General features: G+C 71.2%; 18 protein-coding genes. 14 read left to right on the plus strand and 4 right to left on the minus strand.

The annotated features are described in order from the left end of the window. Window positions 1-4 precede the first annotated feature (4 nt). Window positions 5-220, plus strand: a complete 216-nt coding sequence (locus tag IM767_RS08020) for an SCO4848 family membrane protein (RefSeq protein WP_109209308.1) — start codon at window positions 5-7, stop codon at window positions 218-220. Window positions 221-272: 52 nt separating this feature from the next. After that, window positions 273-917 carry an NAD(P)H-binding protein gene (locus tag IM767_RS08025; RefSeq protein ID WP_109209309.1) on the plus strand — a complete coding sequence of 215 codons (645 nt, stop codon included), beginning with the start codon at window positions 273-275 and terminating at the stop codon, window positions 915-917. Window positions 918-990: 73 nt separating this feature from the next. Here the strand turns inward: IM767_RS08025 and IM767_RS08030 are convergent, their stop codons facing one another. Then, window positions 991-1,284: a DUF503 domain-containing protein gene (locus tag IM767_RS08030; protein ID WP_109209310.1), complete on the minus strand. Its 294-nt coding sequence runs from the start codon at window positions 1,282-1,284 to the stop codon at window positions 991-993. Window positions 1,285-1,338: 54 nt separating this feature from the next. On the opposite strand from IM767_RS08030, the gene IM767_RS08035 reads away from it, so the two are divergent. The 8 genes from IM767_RS08035 (at window position 1,339) to IM767_RS08070 (ending at window position 9,616) form a co-directional block, all read left to right on the plus strand. Then, window positions 1,339-2,397, plus strand: coding sequence for a zinc-dependent alcohol dehydrogenase family protein (locus IM767_RS08035; RefSeq protein ID WP_109209311.1), 1,059 nt, complete (start codon window positions 1,339-1,341; stop codon window positions 2,395-2,397). Between the two features lie 95 nt (window positions 2,398-2,492). Further along, on the plus strand, window positions 2,493-2,660 hold the full coding sequence (locus IM767_RS08040) for a hypothetical protein (RefSeq protein ID WP_162564212.1): 168 nt from the start codon (window positions 2,493-2,495) through the stop codon (window positions 2,658-2,660). A gap of 2 nt (window positions 2,661-2,662) precedes the next feature. Beyond that, window positions 2,663-3,466, plus strand: a complete 804-nt coding sequence (locus IM767_RS08045) for a PH domain-containing protein (protein ID WP_109209312.1) — start codon at window positions 2,663-2,665, stop codon at window positions 3,464-3,466. A gap of 267 nt (window positions 3,467-3,733) precedes the next feature. Further along, entirely contained in the window at window positions 3,734-5,182 is a 1,449-nt protein-coding gene (rpsA, locus tag IM767_RS08050; RefSeq protein WP_109209313.1) for a 30S ribosomal protein S1, read from the plus strand. 200 nt (window positions 5,183-5,382) lie between these two features. Further along, window positions 5,383-5,874, plus strand: a complete 492-nt coding sequence (locus IM767_RS08055) for a GIY-YIG nuclease family protein (RefSeq protein ID WP_239453216.1) — start codon at window positions 5,383-5,385, stop codon at window positions 5,872-5,874. A 99-nt stretch (window positions 5,875-5,973) separates the two neighbouring features. Beyond that, complete coding sequence (locus tag IM767_RS08060; RefSeq protein ID WP_109209314.1) at window positions 5,974-6,693, plus strand: hypothetical protein; 720 nt, start codon at window positions 5,974-5,976, stop codon at window positions 6,691-6,693. Between the two features lie 89 nt (window positions 6,694-6,782). Continuing rightward, window positions 6,783-8,456, plus strand: a complete 1,674-nt coding sequence (locus IM767_RS08065; RefSeq protein ID WP_109209315.1) for a sensor histidine kinase — start codon at window positions 6,783-6,785, stop codon at window positions 8,454-8,456. Next, a complete protein-coding gene (locus IM767_RS08070) occupies window positions 8,453-9,616 on the plus strand; it encodes a hypothetical protein (RefSeq protein ID WP_109209316.1) in 1,164 nt (387 codons plus the stop codon). Before IM767_RS08065 ends, IM767_RS08070 begins: the two co-directional genes overlap by 4 nt. A 30-nt stretch (window positions 9,617-9,646) precedes the next feature. On the opposite strand, the gene IM767_RS08075 is transcribed toward IM767_RS08070, so the two are convergent. After that, window positions 9,647-10,390 (minus strand): response regulator transcription factor, encoded by a 744-nt coding sequence (locus IM767_RS08075; RefSeq protein ID WP_239453202.1) that lies wholly within the window; start codon window positions 10,388-10,390, stop codon window positions 9,647-9,649. A gap of 544 nt (window positions 10,391-10,934) precedes the next feature. On the opposite strand from IM767_RS08075, the gene coaE reads away from it, so the two are divergent. From coaE to uvrB, 3 genes are all read left to right on the plus strand, one after another. After that, entirely contained in the window at window positions 10,935-11,579 is a 645-nt protein-coding gene (gene coaE / locus IM767_RS08080; RefSeq protein ID WP_109209317.1) for a dephospho-CoA kinase, read from the plus strand. Window positions 11,580-11,649: 70 nt separating this feature from the next. Further along, window positions 11,650-12,336 (plus strand): hypothetical protein, encoded by a 687-nt coding sequence (locus tag IM767_RS08085; RefSeq protein ID WP_194398838.1) that lies wholly within the window; start codon window positions 11,650-11,652, stop codon window positions 12,334-12,336. A gap of 80 nt (window positions 12,337-12,416) precedes the next feature. Beyond that, on the plus strand, window positions 12,417-14,498 hold the full coding sequence (uvrB, locus tag IM767_RS08090; RefSeq protein ID WP_109209318.1) for an excinuclease ABC subunit UvrB: 2,082 nt from the start codon (window positions 12,417-12,419) through the stop codon (window positions 14,496-14,498). A gap of 187 nt (window positions 14,499-14,685) precedes the next feature. On the opposite strand, the gene IM767_RS08095 is transcribed toward uvrB, so the two are convergent. Together IM767_RS08095 and IM767_RS08100 are read right to left on the minus strand one after the other, a co-directional pair. Further along, window positions 14,686-14,931, minus strand: a complete 246-nt coding sequence (locus tag IM767_RS08095; RefSeq protein ID WP_109209319.1) for a hypothetical protein — start codon at window positions 14,929-14,931, stop codon at window positions 14,686-14,688. A gap of 226 nt (window positions 14,932-15,157) precedes the next feature. Next, window positions 15,158-15,412: a hypothetical protein gene (locus IM767_RS08100; protein ID WP_109209320.1), complete on the minus strand. Its 255-nt coding sequence runs from the start codon at window positions 15,410-15,412 to the stop codon at window positions 15,158-15,160. A gap of 42 nt (window positions 15,413-15,454) precedes the next feature. On the opposite strand from IM767_RS08100, the gene IM767_RS08105 reads away from it, so the two are divergent. Continuing rightward, complete coding sequence (locus tag IM767_RS08105) at window positions 15,455-15,898, plus strand: MarR family winged helix-turn-helix transcriptional regulator (RefSeq protein WP_109209321.1); 444 nt, start codon at window positions 15,455-15,457, stop codon at window positions 15,896-15,898. Window positions 15,899-15,916: the final 18 nt, after the last annotated feature.

Consider the following 15,916-nt stretch of genomic DNA (forward strand, 5'->3'; position numbering starts at 1 on the left):
ACGCGTGACGACGCTGCTCGCCGTGCTGCTCTTCCTCAACGCCGCCTTCAACATCCTGGTGTGGCCGACGTTCTATCGCCGCGTGGCGAAGGACCCGCGAGCGCGGGACGCGCAGGGTCGGCCCACCCGCTTCCTCGTCGTGCACGGCGTGCTCATCGGCATCGCGCTCGCGCTGGCTGCAGCATCCGTCGTCGCCGGCATCGTCGCGCTCGTCGCGTGATGCGCCGCGCACTGAGCCCGCGTAGCGTGGAGGGTCCGACGGAAGGAGCCCCATGGCCCGCATCCTGATCTTCGGCGGACACGGCAAGGTCGCGCTGCTGCTCGAGCCGCTGCTGGCGGCCCACGGGCACACCGTGACCGCGGTGATCCGCAACGCGGCGCACGAGGCGGAGGTCGCCGCCACCGGCGCCCAGCCGGTGGTCGCGGACGTCGAGATCCTCGATCTCGACCAGCTGACCAACCTCGTCGCCGGCAACGACGTCGTCGTGTGGTCGGCGGGCGCGGGAGGAGGCGACCCTTCGCGCACGTACGCCGTCGATCGCGACGCCGCGGTGCGCTCTATGGACGCCGCAGCCGCGGCGGGCGTCCTGCGCTACGTCATGGTCTCGTGGATCGGATCTCGCGCCGACCACGGGATCGACCCCGGGAACTCGTTCTTCCCGTACGCCGACGCCAAATGGGCGGCCGACGCGCACCTGGCCGCGAGTGCGCTGGACTGGACGATCCTGGGTCCGGGAACGCTCTCGCTCGACCCGCCCACCGGGCGCATCGAGATCGACCCCGACGGTCGGGGCGAGATCTCTCGCGCCGATGTCGCCGCGGTGATCGCGGCGACCATCGCCGACGACACCACGATCGGGCGCACGATCCGCTTCGGCGGCGGCGACGAGGTCATCGGGCACGCCGTCGCCGGCTGAGCCCGGCCGCCGCCGGGTCTGGCCGGCCGTGCCCCGGCGCGCCGGTCGGGCAGGTCATACGCCGACTCGCGGCTCAGTCCTCGCTCGAGTGCAGCCCGCGGCGGGTGGAGAGGATGGTGACCTCGGGGTGATCCCCGACGAGTCGCTCGGCGTTGTCGAGCACATCCCGCACGTGCGACGATCCCGACGCGACGATCGACACGCCGATCCGAGCGCGACGGTGCAGGTCGTGCTCGCCCACCTCGGCCGCCGCGGCCTCGGTCCGGCGGCTCAGATCGGCGATGAGCGGTCGCAGCACGCTGCGCTTCTCCTTGAGCGAGCGGATGTCGCCCAGGAGCAGGTCGAACTCGATCCAGCCGATCCACATGGGTCAATGGTGGCAGGACGGCCCGGCCGACGCGCACGGCCCTAGGCTCGAGTCATGCTCGCCACCGTGATCCACGCCGCCCGCGACATCCGCGTCGAGACCGTTCCCGATCCCGTGCTGTCCACCGGCGGCGACGCGATCGTGCGCGTCGTCGCCGCCTGCGTGTGCGGCTCCGACCTCTGGCCGTACCGCGGCGTGACCCCCACGAACGAGCCGCACCGCATCGGCCACGAGTTCGTCGGCGTCGTCGAGGAGGCCGGCGCCGAGGTGCACGACGTGAAGCCCGGCGACTTCGTCATCGCCCCCTTCTACGTGTGCGACGGGACGTGCGCCAACTGCCGGAACGGCGTCAGCACCTCGTGTCTGAACGGCGGCTGGTGGGGGAGCGACGACCGCTTCGGCGGCTTCGCCGACGGCGGGCAGGGTGAGCGCGTGCGCGTGCCGCTCGCCGACGGCACGCTGGCGGTCGTGCCGGGGCCGGTGACGGATGCCGAGATCCCGGGCCTGCTGACCCTCAGCGACGTGATGGGCACCGGCCACCACGCGGCGCTCTCGGCGGGCGTGGGCCCCGGCGACGCGGTCGCGGTCGTCGGCGACGGGGCGGTCGGCCTGTGCGCGATCATCGCCGCCAAGCGACTGGGCGCCGCCACGATCATCGCGATGTCGCGTCACCCGCAGCGGCAGGCGCTCGCGCGCGACTTCGGTGCGACGCACATCGTCGAGGAGCGCGGCGACGCCGGCGTCGAGGCGGTGCGCGCTCTCACCGGAGGGATCGGAGCCGACCGCGTGCTCGAGTGCGTCGGCACGAAGGAGTCGATGGACCAGGCGCTGCGCTCCACGCGTCCCGGAGGCATGGTCGGCTACGTCGGCGTCCCCAACGGCGGACCCGAGCTGCCGGTGCGCCAGATGTTCAACCGCAACGTGGGTGTCAACGGGGGAGTGGCGCCCGTGCGCGGCTACATCGAGGAGCTGCTTCCCGACGTGCGATCGGGAAAGATCCAGCCGGGCCGCGTGTTCGACCTCGAGCTGCCGCTGCAGGAGACCCCCGAGGCGTACGCTGCGATGGACGAGCGTCGCGCCACCAAGGTGCTGCTGCGGCCCTCGGCCGTCTGAGTCGCACGGCGACCCGATCTGCGACGCGCCCGCGAGCCTGCGCCCGTTCGCGCGATCGTGCGGTAGAACATCAGAAGTCGAAGGGACCCCCGACCGTGAAGATCGTCAAGCGCATCGTGCTGGTGCTCGTCATCGCGTTCGCGGCGTTCTACCTCATCACGAGGCCCCAGGACGCGGCCAACGCGGTGCAGGGCGCGGTCGGCGCCGTCTGGGGCGCCGGGGCCGCCGTGGTCGACTTCTTCATGGCTCTCGCCGCGGGCTGAGCATGCTCGATCCGCGGATCGACAAGCACCTGATCGCCGACCAGGGCGAGCGGATCGTCGACGAGGTCCGCAAGCACTGGGCGGCGACGGTATCGGCCGTCCTCGAGCTGTTCGGCGGCGTCGTCGTGCTGCTCCTGGTCTTCTTCGTGCCGGCGCAGGCGTGGTGGGTGCCCGTCCTCATCGGCGCGGCGATCGTGGCCCACGCGACCTGGCGGTTCTTCGAGCAGCACCTCGATCGCTTCGTGATCACCAACATGCGCGTGTTCCGGGTGCACGGCATCCTGTCGCAGCGCATCGCGACCATGCCCCTCACGCGCATCCTCGACATCTCCGTCCACAAGCCCGTAGTCGGCCGGATCTTCGGCTACGGCCACTTCGTCTTCGAGTCGGCCGCGCAGGAGCAGGGGCTCCGCGACATCCGCTACGTCGGCGAACCCGACCAGCGCGGTCTCACCATCCAGCGGGTCATCCAGCAGGCGGGCCTGCGCGGCGCGGCCGGCCGGGCCGAGCAGTTCGGCGGAGCGCCGGTGGTCGTGCCGCAACGTGAGGAGGCGGCATCCGTCACCGTCGCCGATCCCGGGTACGAGAGCCGGCCGACCGCGCCCGTGCCAGAGGTGCGCGCGATGACGGCCCCCGTTCCCGAGGTGCGCGCAGCGACCGCGCCGGCGTCCGGCTGGGACTGGCTCGCCGACGCGCAGCGCCGAGAGGACGAGCGCATCGCCCAGCTGCGCGGGGAGGCCGCGCCGGCGCGGACGCCGTTCGATCCGGATCGCACCAGCACGGCGCCGATCGACCTTCCCCGCTGAGCGGGCCGCCGGCTTCCGGGCGCGATTCCCGGCGCTCGGGAAGATCGCGGCGGACCCCGGCGTTCTGTTACCCTGGAGTGTCACTCGTGTGGCTGTTTCGCCACGCCTGAGTACCGGTTCGCGCCGGTGACCGGATGCGAGAGGGTCCGAGTGGCATCGCAAGAAATCCGCTTCGCCTCGGCTGGAGGCATCCGCTCGCGCTCGCGCGGCCGGCTGCCGATGAGAGCTGGGGCCCGAGTACCCAACCCAACAAGGACAACCCACTACATGACTACCGCAACGACCGCCCCGGCCACCAAGCAGGTCGCGATCAACGACATCGGATCTGCTGAGGACTTCCTGGCCGCGGTCGAGAAGACTCTGAAGTTCTTCAACGACGGCGACCTGATCGAGGGCACCGTGGTGAAGATCGACCGCGACGAGGTCCTCCTCGACGTCGGCTACAAGACCGAGGGTGTCATCCCCTCGCGCGAGCTTTCCATCAAGCACGACGTCGACCCCAACGAGGTCGTCAAGGTCGGCGACGAGGTCGAAGCCCTCGTTCTCCAGAAGGAGGACAAGGAAGGCCGCCTCATCCTCTCCAAGAAGCGCGCCCAGTACGAGCGCGCGTGGGGAGACGTCGAGAAGATCAAGGAGAACGACGGTGTCGTGACCGGTCAGGTCATCGAGGTCGTCAAGGGTGGTCTCATCGTCGACATCGGCCTCCGCGGCTTCCTCCCGGCGTCGCTCATCGAGCTCCGCCGCGTCCGCGACCTGACGCCGTACCTCGGCCAGGAGATCGAGGCGAAGATCCTCGAGCTCGACAAGAACCGCAACAACGTCGTGCTCTCGCGCCGCGCCCTGCTCGAGCAGACGCAGTCCGAGTCGCGCACCACGTTCCTCAACAACCTCCACAAGGGCCAGGTCCGCAAGGGCACGGTCTCGTCGATCGTCAACTTCGGTGCGTTCGTCGACCTCGGTGGCGTCGACGGTCTCGTCCACGTCTCGGAGCTCTCGTGGAAGCACATCGAGCACGCGTCCGAGGTCGTCGAGGTCGGCCAGGAGGTCACCGTCGAGATCCTCGAGGTCGACCTCGACCGCGAGCGCGTCTCGCTGTCGCTCAAGGCGACGCAGGAGGACCCGTGGCAGGTCTTCGCCCGCACGCACGCGATCGGACAGGTCGCGCCGGGCAAGGTCACCAAGCTCGTTCCGTTCGGTGCGTTCGTGCGCGTCGCGGACGGCATCGAGGGCCTCGTGCACATCTCGGAGCTGTCGGGCAAGCACGTCGAGCTCGCCGAGCAGGTCGTCTCGGTCGGCGAAGAGGTCTTCGTCAAGATCATCGACATCGACCTCGAGCGTCGCCGCATCTCGCTCTCGCTCAAGCAGGCCAACGAGTCGGTCGACCCCAACGGCACCGAGTTCGACCCGGCCCTGTACGGCATGGTCACGGAGTACGACGAGAACGGCGAGTACAAGTACCCCGAGGGCTTCGACCCCGAGACCAACGCCTGGCTCGAGGGCTTCGACGAGCAGCGCGAGAAGTGGGAGCAGGAGTACGCGGCTGCCCACGCTCGCTGGGAGGCCCACAAGGCTGCCGTCGCCAAGGCGCTCGAGGCCGAGGCGAACGCCCCGGTCGAGACCGGCGCCTCGTCCTACTCGTCCGACAGCGGCCCCGCGGGCACGCTGGCCGACGACGAGGCCCTCGCGGCTCTCCGCGAGAAGCTCTCGGGTCGCTGATCCTGAGCTGAGCCGCTCCGGTTCGCCTGAACCTGGTTCCGAAAGGGCCGTCACCTCACGGTGGCGGCCCTTTCGCGTACCCGCCACGACCCCGCGTCGGTGGTGCCGGGTACTCTCCCGATGTGCCCGAGAACGCCCCTGCCGTCCGCTGCCTGCTGGACGATGACGGATGCCGCGGCACGGTGCCCGCCGACGCGCCGATGCCGCTCTGCGAGGGGCACCTCACCGCGGCGGCCGAGTGGGCCGCCGCCGAGCACGGCGTCACGGACGTGCTGCCCGCGCCGTGCCGCCTGTGCGGCTCGCGACTCGGCGTCCGCTACCCGTCCGGCTGGCTGTGCGCGGTGTGCGAGTGGCGGCACGGTGAGGTGCCCGACGCCGACATCGCGCCGCCGCGGGTCGACGTGGTCTACTACCTGCGATACGCCGACCGCATCAAGATCGGCACCAGCGGCAATCCCAAGCAGCGGTTCGGCGCGATCTGGCACGACGAGCTGCTGGCGTTCGAGCGGGGAGGACGCGCCCTCGAGCAGCGCCGGCACGTCCAGTTCGCGGCCGATCGCTACCCCGGCACCGAATGGTTCCGCGCGTCCGAGGCGCTGGTGGCGCACATCGCGGTGCTCGCCGCCGGGATCGACGATCCGTGGGAGCTGCACGCACGCTGGCTCAGCGAGGCACTCGCGGCGCAGGGCTGACCGCGTACGCCCTCGGTGAACGCGGGTCAAGCCTCAGCGCGTTCAGAGGAACAGCCCCTACCGTGTGATCCACCCGCACCCCCACACGATGGAGCAGACATGGGATTCCTCGACCGACTCTTCGGCGGACAGGACGACACGCGCCAGACGCCACCCGTGCCACAGAACCCCTACGGCGCGCCGACCCCCGGCGCGCAGCCTCAGGGGGCGCAGACCCCCGGGATGCAGCCGCCGCGCAGCGAGGACGAGATCGCGATCGAGCGCTACCGCTACCTGCTGCGCACGGCGCCCCCCGAGACCATCGAGCAGGTGCACGCCGAGGCGTTCGCCAAGCTGACCGAGCCGCAGCGTCAGCAGGTGCTCGCCGACCTCTCGGCGGGCCTCCCTCCGTACGAGCAGCCCCGCTCGAGCGACCCGCAGACCATGGCCCGCGCGGCCACGCGCGCCGAGTACCAGAACCCCGGGTTCATGGAGCGCACACTCGGACCCCAGCGCCAGGGCGGCGGACCCTCGTTCGGCTCGATGCTCGGCTCCTCGATCCTCGGCACCGTGGTCGGCTACGTGATCGGCTCGGCGCTGGTGAGCTCGTTCCTGGCGCCGAGCTTCGCGTACGACCAGGGCTACCAGGACGGCTCGGCGGGCGAGGAGGGCTCCGGCGGCGAGGAAGGCGGAGCGGATGCCGGCTCCGACGCGGGCGCAGACGCCGGCGCCGACTCGGGGGCGGGCTGGGGCGGCGATCCCGGCTCCGGCTGGGGCGGCGACGCCGCAGCCGGCGACATGGGCGGCTTCGGGGACTTCGGCGGCGACTTCGGGTTCTGACCCGGTCTCGGCGCTCCGCCGTCGGCGCCGGGCCGCCTCGGCGAGCGCGCCGAGTCGCACCGGACCCCGGCATCCGTTACCGTCACGGTATGACCGCCGCGACGCCGGGCCGACCGCGCCGGGCCACGGTGCGCTCGCGCCTGACAGGAGCGGTGCCGGAGGGCGCCGATCGGACGCGGGATCGCACCGCCATGCTCAACCAGCTGCTGCTGGCCGCGGTCGTCTTCGTGCTCGGCGTGCTGGTGGCGGTCGGACCGTTCGGCGGCGAGTCGGTGCTGTTCTTCATCGGCGTCGTCGTGGTGGTGGCGGTGACCGCCGCGACGCTGGTCGTGCCGTGGAACAGCCTTCCGTTCGGCTGGGTCGCCGTCGTGCCCGCCATCGACATCCTCGCCATCACGCTGATGCAGATCGCGGCGCCCGACACGGTCCTCGGCCTGCTGTGGATCTTCCCCACGACGTGGCTCGCCACGGGCTTCGGCCTGCTGGGCCTGTTCGGCGTGATCGTGGCGATCGCCGGCATCGTCAGCGTGCTCACCGCGGTCAGCACCACGGAGGTCACCTACCGCACGTTCCTCCTGCCTCTGGTGCTGGTCGCGGTCGCGGCCACGAGTCATCTCAACGCACGCCGCTCCGACGCGCAGCGGATGCTGCTGGCGAAGCAGTCAGAGCTGCTGCGCAGCATCCTCGCGCGCACGCGGCGTCAGGAGCAGGTGGTGACCGAGGTGCTCGACGCGGTGGACTTCGGAGTCGTGCGCATCGGCGCCGACGGCCGCGTCTCGATCACGAACGACGCCCACGGGAGGCTCCAGCAGGGACTCGAGCCCGACGACGACGGGGCGGTGGTGCCGGCGTTCCGCGACGACGGGAGCGCGCCCCTGCCGCCCGACGAACTGCCGCTCGAGCGGGCGCGGCGCGGAGAGTCGTTCGACGACCAGGTGGTGTGGTTCGGTGTGGAGCCGGGGCCGCGCCGGGCGCTCACCATCACCGCACGGCGGATCACCGACCCCGACGGCCGCGACGCCGGTGCCGTCGTGATCTCGCGGGATGTCACCGCCGAGCTCAGCGCACTGCGTGCGCGCGACGAGCTGGTCGCCTCGGTCTCGCATGAGCTGCGCACTCCGCTGACCTCGATCCTCGGCTATCTCGACCTCGCCATCGAGGATCCCGGCACTCCCGACGACGTCCGGGCGGGCCTGGACATCGCCGAGCGCAACGCCGAACGGCTGCTGCGCATCGTCGCCGACATCCTCGCCGCCTCCAGCTCCTCACCGTCGTCGGTCGAGGCATCACTCACGCCGCAGCTGGTGGATGCGCGTGAACTGGTGCGGGCGGCCGCCGCCGATGCGCTGCCGCGCGCCGCCGCCCGGGCGATCAGCATCGACTCGACCGGCCTGGAGCCGGCGAAGGCGTGGGCCGACCCGCTGCGCCTGCGGCAGGTGCTCGACAATCTCATCTCGAACGCGATCGCGTACAACAAGGACGGCGGCACGGTGTTCGTGGGCACCACGAGCGACGGCGTCGCGAGCTGGATCCTGGTGCGCGACACCGGCGTCGGCATCTCGGATGCCGACCGGTCGCGGCTCTTCCAGCGCTTCTACAAGGCGGGCGGCGAGCGCCGCGCGGGCACGGGCCTGGGCCTGGCGATCACCCGCGACATCGTCCGTGCCCACGGCGGCGATCTCGCCCTTCACAGCGCGCCCGGCGTCGGGTCGACCTTCATCGTCAAGCTGCCGGCGATCGCTCCGGAAGGAGATGTGGAATGACCCTCGACCTGGCCTCCGTCCTGGTCTTCACCGCGCTGGTCGTCAATGTGAGCGGGGTGCTGTTCATCCTCGAGACGCTGCTGCGCCGCGACGAGGGTGCCGGGCGCATCTGGTCGGTCGCGTTCCTGGCCGGGATGCTGACCACGCTCGCCTACACGGTGTGGACGCAGACGGACGGCGCGTGGTGGGCGATCGCGGTCGGCAACGCCGCCTTCGTCGCCGGTACGGGCTGCATGTGGCTCGGCTGCCGCCGCTTCAACGGGCGGCGGATGCGCTGGGCCTCGATCCTCGTGGCCGCGGCCGTGCTCGGCGCCGGCGTCGCTGTGGCCGTCGAGGGTCCGGCCGGCGGCGACTGGGCCGGGGCGATGTGGATGTTCGTGCCGCTGCTCGTGTTCGCCGGCGCCGGTTCCGTCGAGTGCCTCCGCGGCGAGATGCGCGAGTCCCGCACCGCGTGGGTCCTCGGCGCCGTGCTCGGATTCCAGTCGCTGTACTACGTGTCGCGCACGACCGCGTTCGTCACCTCCGGTCCCGACAGCGCGCTGTTCGAGGCGGCGTTCGGCACCATCAGCACGAGCTTCCTGACGGTGACGCTGACCATCGTCGCGGTGGTCGTCACCTCGGTGCTCCGCGCGAGCCGCGCACCGATGCGCGGCTATCTGCGGCACCCCGTCGCCGGCGACGTGGAGCAGGGCATCGTCGGCGATCAGTCGTTCGCGCTCGTTCTCGACGGACTGTGCCGCCGGGCGGCCCAGTCCGGTGAGGCGGTGGCGGTCACCGCCGTGCGCCTGGACGACCTCGACCAGATCTCGACGGCCTTCGGCAGCGACGTCGCCGGGTCGGTGGCCGCGACCTGGCGCACGGGTGTGCGCCGCTACGCGCCGACCAACGCCGTGGTCGCCGAAGACGGGCCGACCGGTCTCATCCTCGGTCTCGCCGTCGCGTCGGCGCAGGAGGCGCGGCGCCAGGCCGCGGCGATCTATCGCGGCCTGTTCGACGAACTGGGCAAGGTCGGCGGGGGAGTGATCCCGGTCGTGGGCGTCGGCGTGGCGCTCAGCGACACCGTCGGGCACGACCCCGCGGAGCTCGTTCGCGCGGCGCGCGAAGCGGCCAGCCGTGCCGCCGCCAATGTGGAGACGTCCGTGCTCGTCGACGAAGGGTAGCGACGGCATCCGTCCCGTCGCGCTCCGTGATCAGGCCGTGAGGCGGTAACCCACCCCGCGGACCGTCTCGATCCACCGCGGCTGCGAGGGCGACTCGCCGAGCTTGCGGCGCAGGTTCGCCATGTGCACCTCGATTGCGCGCGCATCGCTGTCGGAGACGAAGTCGCTGACGGCGTACTGATCGCCGCGCAGCATGAGGGCGAGATCGGACTTCGCGCGCACGCGCCTGCCCGCGACCAGCAGGTCGGCGAGGATGTCGAACTCGCTGCGCGTCAGCTCGACGTCCTCGTCGTCGACGGTGACGAGATGGGTCTGGGCGTTGAGGCGCAGCCCGTGGTGCTCCAGCCACACCCCACCGGATGCGGCGCCGGCGGCCGGCTCGGCGGTCTCGACGGGGGCGACGTGGCGTGGCCGCCGCAGCATCGCGTCGATGCGCGCACGCAGCTCGCGCGGGCGGAACGGCTTGGCGACGTAGTCGTCGGCGCCGGCCTCCAGGCCCTGCAGGGCGTCGATCTCCTCGGTGCGTGCGCTCAGCATCACGATGTACGTCGAGCTGATCGCCCGGATGCGCTTCGCGGTCTCGAAGCCGTCCATCCCCGGCATGTTGACGTCGAGCGTGGTCACCAGAGGCCGGTGCTCGCGGACGAGCTCCACGCCGTCGGCGCCGTTGGCTGCGCCGTGCACGTCGAAACCCGCCTGTGCGAGGACCGTGGACAGCAGCGAGCGGATGTCGGCCTCGTCCTCGATGACGACGGCGACGCGCGTTTCTTCCACCGATCCACCCCCCGGATCCGCTGTTGCGGGCGACGGATCCTGGACGTCGGTCATGATATCCCAGAACGCGGTGCGGAACGGATGTGCCGGCGCGGCGTCCATCAGCGGGACGATCCGGACCGGCGGCGGGCGTGGAGGCCCGTCTCGCGTCGCACCGGCGTCACGCCGGAGAGACAGGCCGCGCGGAGGGCGGGAGATCTCCCCACATCCCGCCCCGCGCGCGTCCTCGGTGCACGGACCTGAGCTGCAGTCGTCCCCACGCGCGCAACTCGTCCGCACCTCTGGACGATCCCACCGCACCAGCCGTCGCTCGGACGCTCGGCGCGATGTGTGCGGCGGGGCGGTCGGTCGTCGTACGCCACGATGTCGCGTCCGCCTTCCATCTCCGCCCCTCCCCAGTTCCGCACGATGTGGATCCGTCCTTCGGGTGCCCCCGACGCTACCGCCGCCGGCTCAACGCCCGCTCAAGTGCTCCTCAGGAACCGCGCAGGCTTGCCGAGCCGGTCCGGCGCGCGTGGCGGGGCAGGCATGGCATGCTCGATCCATGCCGCTCGTCGCCCTCACCGGAGGCATCGCCTCGGGAAAGTCCACGATCGCCCGCCGCCTGGCCGAACACGGCGCCGTCGTCGTCGACGCGGATCAGCTCGTGCGCGAGGTGCAGCAGCCCGGGTCGCCGGTGCTCGCCGCCATCGCGGACGCCTTCGGCGACGGGATGCTCCGCCCCGACGGATCGCTGGACCGCGCCGCGCTCGGCAGCCGGGTGTTCGGTGACGAGGCGGCGATCGCGCGGCTGAACGCCATCGTCCATCCCGCGGTGCGCGCGGAGTCCGCGCGGCGCTTCGCCGAGGCTTTCGCGGCCGATCCGGACGCGGTGGTCGTCTACGACGTGCCGCTGCTCGTCGAAGCCCGCGTCGGAGATCCCTGGCAGCTCATCGTCGTGGCGCACGCCCCGGCCGCGGTGCGCGTCCGGCGTCTGGTCGAGCTCCGCGGGATGACCGAGACGGATGCCGCGGCCCGCATCGCCTCGCAGGTCTCGGACGAGGCTCGGCTGAAGGTCGCCGACGTGGTGATCGACACGTCCGGCGCCCTCGCCGACACCGAGCAGCAGACGGACGAGCTGTGGAACCGCCTGGCGGAGCATCTCTCGCGGCGCGCGTCCCGCGCCGACGAGCCCGCTTCCGGCAGCTGATCCGGAGCGTTTCGACGTACCGCGTGTCCGCGGCCCGGCGTACGCTGGGAACAAGCCGAGGAGGTGTCCCATGGGTGTTCTCTCGAGATTCCGGCGGCGCAAGACGCCCTACCGCGCGGCGACCGAAGAGGAGCAGATCGCGCGGTACGTCTACCTGCTCGGCTCGTTGCCCGCCTCGGTGATCGAGAGCGCGCACGCCTCGGCCTTCGCGGACGTGCCGCCCGAGCGGCGGCGGCAGATGTTCGAGCAGCTGCGTCCGTTCCTCGCCGAGTCCGAGCGCGACGCGGCGGCCGAAGACCCGACGGTGATCGCGCGGCTCGTGCGGCGTGCCGAGGAGCACCGCGCGCAACGGGCCGCGCAGGCGGAGGCCGCCCGGCAGGCCTCGGCCGACCCGGCGCGCACGGCGGTCGCGGTCGACGACGGCGACCCGCGTGACCGCGTCGACGGCGATCCCCGCGATCGGGTGGACGTCCAGTCGATGCTCCTCCACGTCGGCGTGATGACGATCGTCGCCAACCAGTTCCTGCTGTCGAGCTCGGTGGCGGCCTACTTCACCGTCGGGGCGGGTTCCCTCCAGCTCGGCTCGGAGCCCGGGTGGGTCGGCGAGACCTACGATCCCGGCTTCGGCGTCGACGGCGGAGGTGGCGCGGGCGGTTTCGACGGCGGTGGCGGCGCGTTCGACACCGGCGGCTTCGGAGGTTTCGACGCGGGAGGCTTCGGCGGCGGTTTCGACGGCGGGGGCGGCTTCGGCGGCTGAGCCATCATCTGCGCGGGCCGCGGCATCCGCCCGTCGCGAACGCGGCCCCGATGTCGGGGGTGCCGCCTACGCTTGGTTCAGTGCAGACCACTCGATCCGTGCGACCGTTCGAGGTCGTGAGCGAATACGCGCCGTCCGGCGATCAGCCGCAGGCGATCGCCGAGCTGGCGGCCCGCATCAACGCCGGTGAGACCGACGTCGTGCTGCTCGGCGCCACCGGTACGGGCAAGTCGGCGACGACGGCCTGGCTCGTCGAGGCCGTCCAGCGTCCGACGCTCGTGCTGGCGCACAACAAGACGCTCGCCGCTCAGCTGGCGAACGAGTTCCGCGAGCTGATGCCGCACAACGCCGTCGAGTACTTCGTCAGCTACTACGACTACTACCAGCCCGAGGCGTACGTCCCGCAGACCGACACCTTCATCGAGAAGGACTCGTCGATCAACGCCGAGGTCGAGCGGCTGCGCCACTCGACGACCAACTCCCTGCTGAGCCGGCGCGACGTCGTCGTGGTCAGCACCGTGTCGTGCATCTACGGCCTCGGCTCGCCCGAGGAGTACCTGCGCGCGATGGTGGCGCTGCAGGTGGGGGAGCGGTACGACCGCGACGCGCTCATCCGCAAGTTCATCGCGATGCAGTACAACCGCAACGACGTCGACTTCTCGCGCGGCAACTTCCGCGTCCGCGGCGACACCATCGAGATCATCCCGGTGTACGAGGAGTACGCCATCCGCGTCGAGATGTTCGGCGACGAGATCGAGGCGCTCTTCATGCTCCACCCGCTCACCGGCGACGTGGTGCAGCGTCTGGACGCGGTGCCGATCTTCCCCGCCACCCACTATGCGGCCGGCACCGAGACGGTGCAGCGCGCGATCGGCACCATCGAGCACGAGCTCGAGGAGCGCCTGAAGGAGCTCGAGTCGCAGAACAAGCTGCTCGAAGCGCAGCGCCTGCGAATGCGCACGACGTTCGACCTCGAGATGCTGCAGCAGCTCGGGTTCTGCTCGGGCATCGAGAACTACTCGCGGCACCTCGACGGTCGCATGCCGGGCGAGCCGCCGCACACGCTGCTGGACTTCTTCCCCGACGACTTCCTCATGGTGATCGACGAGTCGCACGTCACCGTGCCTCAGATCGGCGCGATGTACGAGGGCGACGCATCCCGCAAGCGCACGCTCGTCGAGCACGGCTTCCGGCTGCCGAGCGCCCTCGACAACCGTCCGCTGCGGTGGGACGAGTTCAAGAACCGCATCGGGCAGACCGTGTACCTCTCGGCGACGCCGGGCCGGTACGAGATGGGGATCGCCGACGGCGTGGTCGAGCAGATCATCCGCCCCACGGGGCTGGTCGACCCCGAGATCGTGGTCAAGCCCTCGAAGGGGCAGATCGACGACCTGCTGGAAGAGATCCGCATCCGCGTCGAGCGCGATGAGCGCGTGCTGGTGACCACCCTCACCAAGAAGATGGCAGAAGAGCTCACCGACTTCCTCGGCGAGCACGGCGTGCGCGTGCGCTACCTGCACTCCGACGTCGACACCCTGCGGCGCGTGGAGCTGCTGAGCGAGCTGCGCGCGGGCGTCTACGACGTGCTCGTGGGCATCAACCTGCTGCGCGAGGGCCTCGACCTGCCCGAGGTGTCGCTGGTGTCGATCCTCGACGCCGACAAGGAGGGGTTCCTCCGCAGCGGCACCTCGCTCATCCAGACGATCGGCCGCGCGGCCCGGAACGTCTCGGGCCAGGTGCACATGTACGCCGACACCGTGACCGACTCGATGGCCAAGGCGATCGAGGAGACCGACCGGCGGCGTGAGAAGCAGATCGCCTACAACACCGCCAACGGCATCGAACCCCAGGCGCTGCGCAAGCGCATCGCCGACATCACCGAGGTGCTCGCGCGAGAGGCCTCCGACACGGACCGGATGCTGCGGGGCAAGGCGGCGGCCAAGACCAAGTCCGGTGTCGGCAAGAGCCCCACGCCGCAGCTGCGTCGCGAAGGGCTGGCGGCCGAAGGCGCCGAGCAGCTCGAGGCGACCATCGCCGACCTCAGCCAGCAGATGCTCGCGGCGGCGGGTGAGCTGAAGTTCGAGCTCGCGGCGCGTCTGCGCGACGAGGTTCAAGACCTGAAGAAAGAGCTGCGCGCCATGGAGCGCGCGGGCCACGCCTGACGCCGATCGCCGGATCAATCGAGCCGCCGCCCGCTCGTCGTGGCGAGCGGCGTCGATCGACGCGAGGCAGCTCGCGGTCGGGTCCGCCGAAGGTCAGTCCGCCCCCGGGCCAGTGCGGCTCAGGTCGGCCCCGTGGTCAGTCCTCGGGGCGCGGTCGGAGCCGTCTGGGGCGCTGGGGCCGCCGTGGTCAGTCCTCGGTGCCCGGGCGGCCGGCCTTGCGACGCTCGAGGCGCCAGTGCACTTCGTGCGTCGTGGGATGACGCCACTCGTGGATGCGGTACTCGAAGCCCGGCAGCAGCACGATCGGGATGGGGTCCGGGGACGCGGGTGCGACGGCGCCGACGACGATCTTCGCGTCGGTGGGAATGAACGGTGATTGTGCGGGAACCGGTGCGGTGATGATCTCTACCGGATCGCTGTAGGGTCGCGCCATGACCGCACCTTAGCATGCGCAGTGAGGTGTCTGTATAACTGCTTTATGCATCTATACCTCCAGTATAGAAGCGCGTTAGAGTCGCAGTAGAGATCAGCGAAGCATCGCCAACGATGTCGGTGCGGAGCGATCTCATGCCCGGCACGACCGTGCGGGACGCGCCCTGTCTGGGGGACCTGGGGAGGGCAGGGCGCGCCTCGGGCTGGTCGGACCGGGCGATCGGCCGTCAGGGGCAGTGCATGAGAGGCTTCGGGCCGGAACGGTCGAAGGTGTGCGCCGAGATCGGCGCGCCGCACAGCGGGCACGCGCGCTCCGCGCGCTCGGCCGCGCTGGGCGGGGGGGTCGTCTCGTACGGGCCGACGGCCGCGGGTCCGGCAGCGCGGATCAACGTCGCGTTGAGGTAGGCGTACCACCCGCCGGCCTCGCGCACCCGTTCCCGGAGGGGGCGACGGTCGCGGGCTGCGGCATCCGTTTCAGGCATGTCATTAGTGTACTAATGATTTGCGCACGATAGGATCATCGCGTGACGGATGCCGCACTCAGCCCCGACGACCTGCTCAAGCTCGACAACCAGGTGTGCTTCGCGCTGGTGACCGCGGCGCGCAACGTCGTCGGGATGTATCGGCCGATCCTGGAGCCGCTGGGGCTCACGCATCCGCAGTACCTCGTGATGCTGGCGCTGTGGGAGCGGTCGCCGCGCTCGCTGCGCGAGCTCGCGGCGGAGCTGGCGCTCGAACCCGCCACGCTCTCGCCGCTGGTCAAGCGGCTCGAGGCGCAGGACCTCGTGACCCGCTCGCGGCGCGGCGACGACGAGCGGGTGCTCGACGTGAACCTCACCGACGCCGGCCGCCGGCTCCGGGAGCGAGCCCTCGAGGTGCCGGGCCGTGTGATGGAAAGTGTGGGGACCGACGCCGAGGCCCTGGTCGCGCTTCGCGACGCGCTGCGGCCGTTCGCGGGAGCGCGCTGACGTTCCGCCTCGCCACCT

It is taken from the genome of Microbacterium ureisolvens (assembly GCF_015278315.1).
Lineage (GTDB): Bacteria > Actinomycetota > Actinomycetes > Actinomycetales > Microbacteriaceae > Microbacterium > Microbacterium ureisolvens.

Coding starts and splice junctions, on each gene's coding strand:
- IM767_RS08025 (WP_109209309.1), top strand. CDS start 273: ATGGCCCGCATCCTGATCTTCGGCGGACACGGCAAGGTCGCGCTGCTG.
- IM767_RS08030 (WP_109209310.1), bottom strand. CDS start 1,284: ATGTGGATCGGCTGGATCGAGTTCGACCTGCTCCTGGGCGACATCCGC.
- IM767_RS08035 (WP_109209311.1), top strand. CDS start 1,339: ATGCTCGCCACCGTGATCCACGCCGCCCGCGACATCCGCGTCGAGACC.
- IM767_RS08045 (WP_109209312.1), top strand. CDS start 2,663: ATGCTCGATCCGCGGATCGACAAGCACCTGATCGCCGACCAGGGCGAG.
- rpsA (WP_109209313.1), top strand. CDS start 3,734: ATGACTACCGCAACGACCGCCCCGGCCACCAAGCAGGTCGCGATCAAC.
- IM767_RS08055 (WP_239453216.1), top strand. CDS start 5,383: ATGCCGCTCTGCGAGGGGCACCTCACCGCGGCGGCCGAGTGGGCCGCC.
- IM767_RS08060 (WP_109209314.1), top strand. CDS start 5,974: ATGGGATTCCTCGACCGACTCTTCGGCGGACAGGACGACACGCGCCAG.
- IM767_RS08065 (WP_109209315.1), top strand. CDS start 6,783: ATGACCGCCGCGACGCCGGGCCGACCGCGCCGGGCCACGGTGCGCTCG.
- IM767_RS08070 (WP_109209316.1), top strand. CDS start 8,453: ATGACCCTCGACCTGGCCTCCGTCCTGGTCTTCACCGCGCTGGTCGTC.
- coaE (WP_109209317.1), top strand. CDS start 10,935: ATGCCGCTCGTCGCCCTCACCGGAGGCATCGCCTCGGGAAAGTCCACG.
- IM767_RS08085 (WP_194398838.1), top strand. CDS start 11,650: ATGGGTGTTCTCTCGAGATTCCGGCGGCGCAAGACGCCCTACCGCGCG.
- IM767_RS08095 (WP_109209319.1), bottom strand. CDS start 14,931: ATGGCGCGACCCTACAGCGATCCGGTAGAGATCATCACCGCACCGGTT.
- IM767_RS08100 (WP_109209320.1), bottom strand. CDS start 15,412: ATGCCTGAAACGGATGCCGCAGCCCGCGACCGTCGCCCCCTCCGGGAA.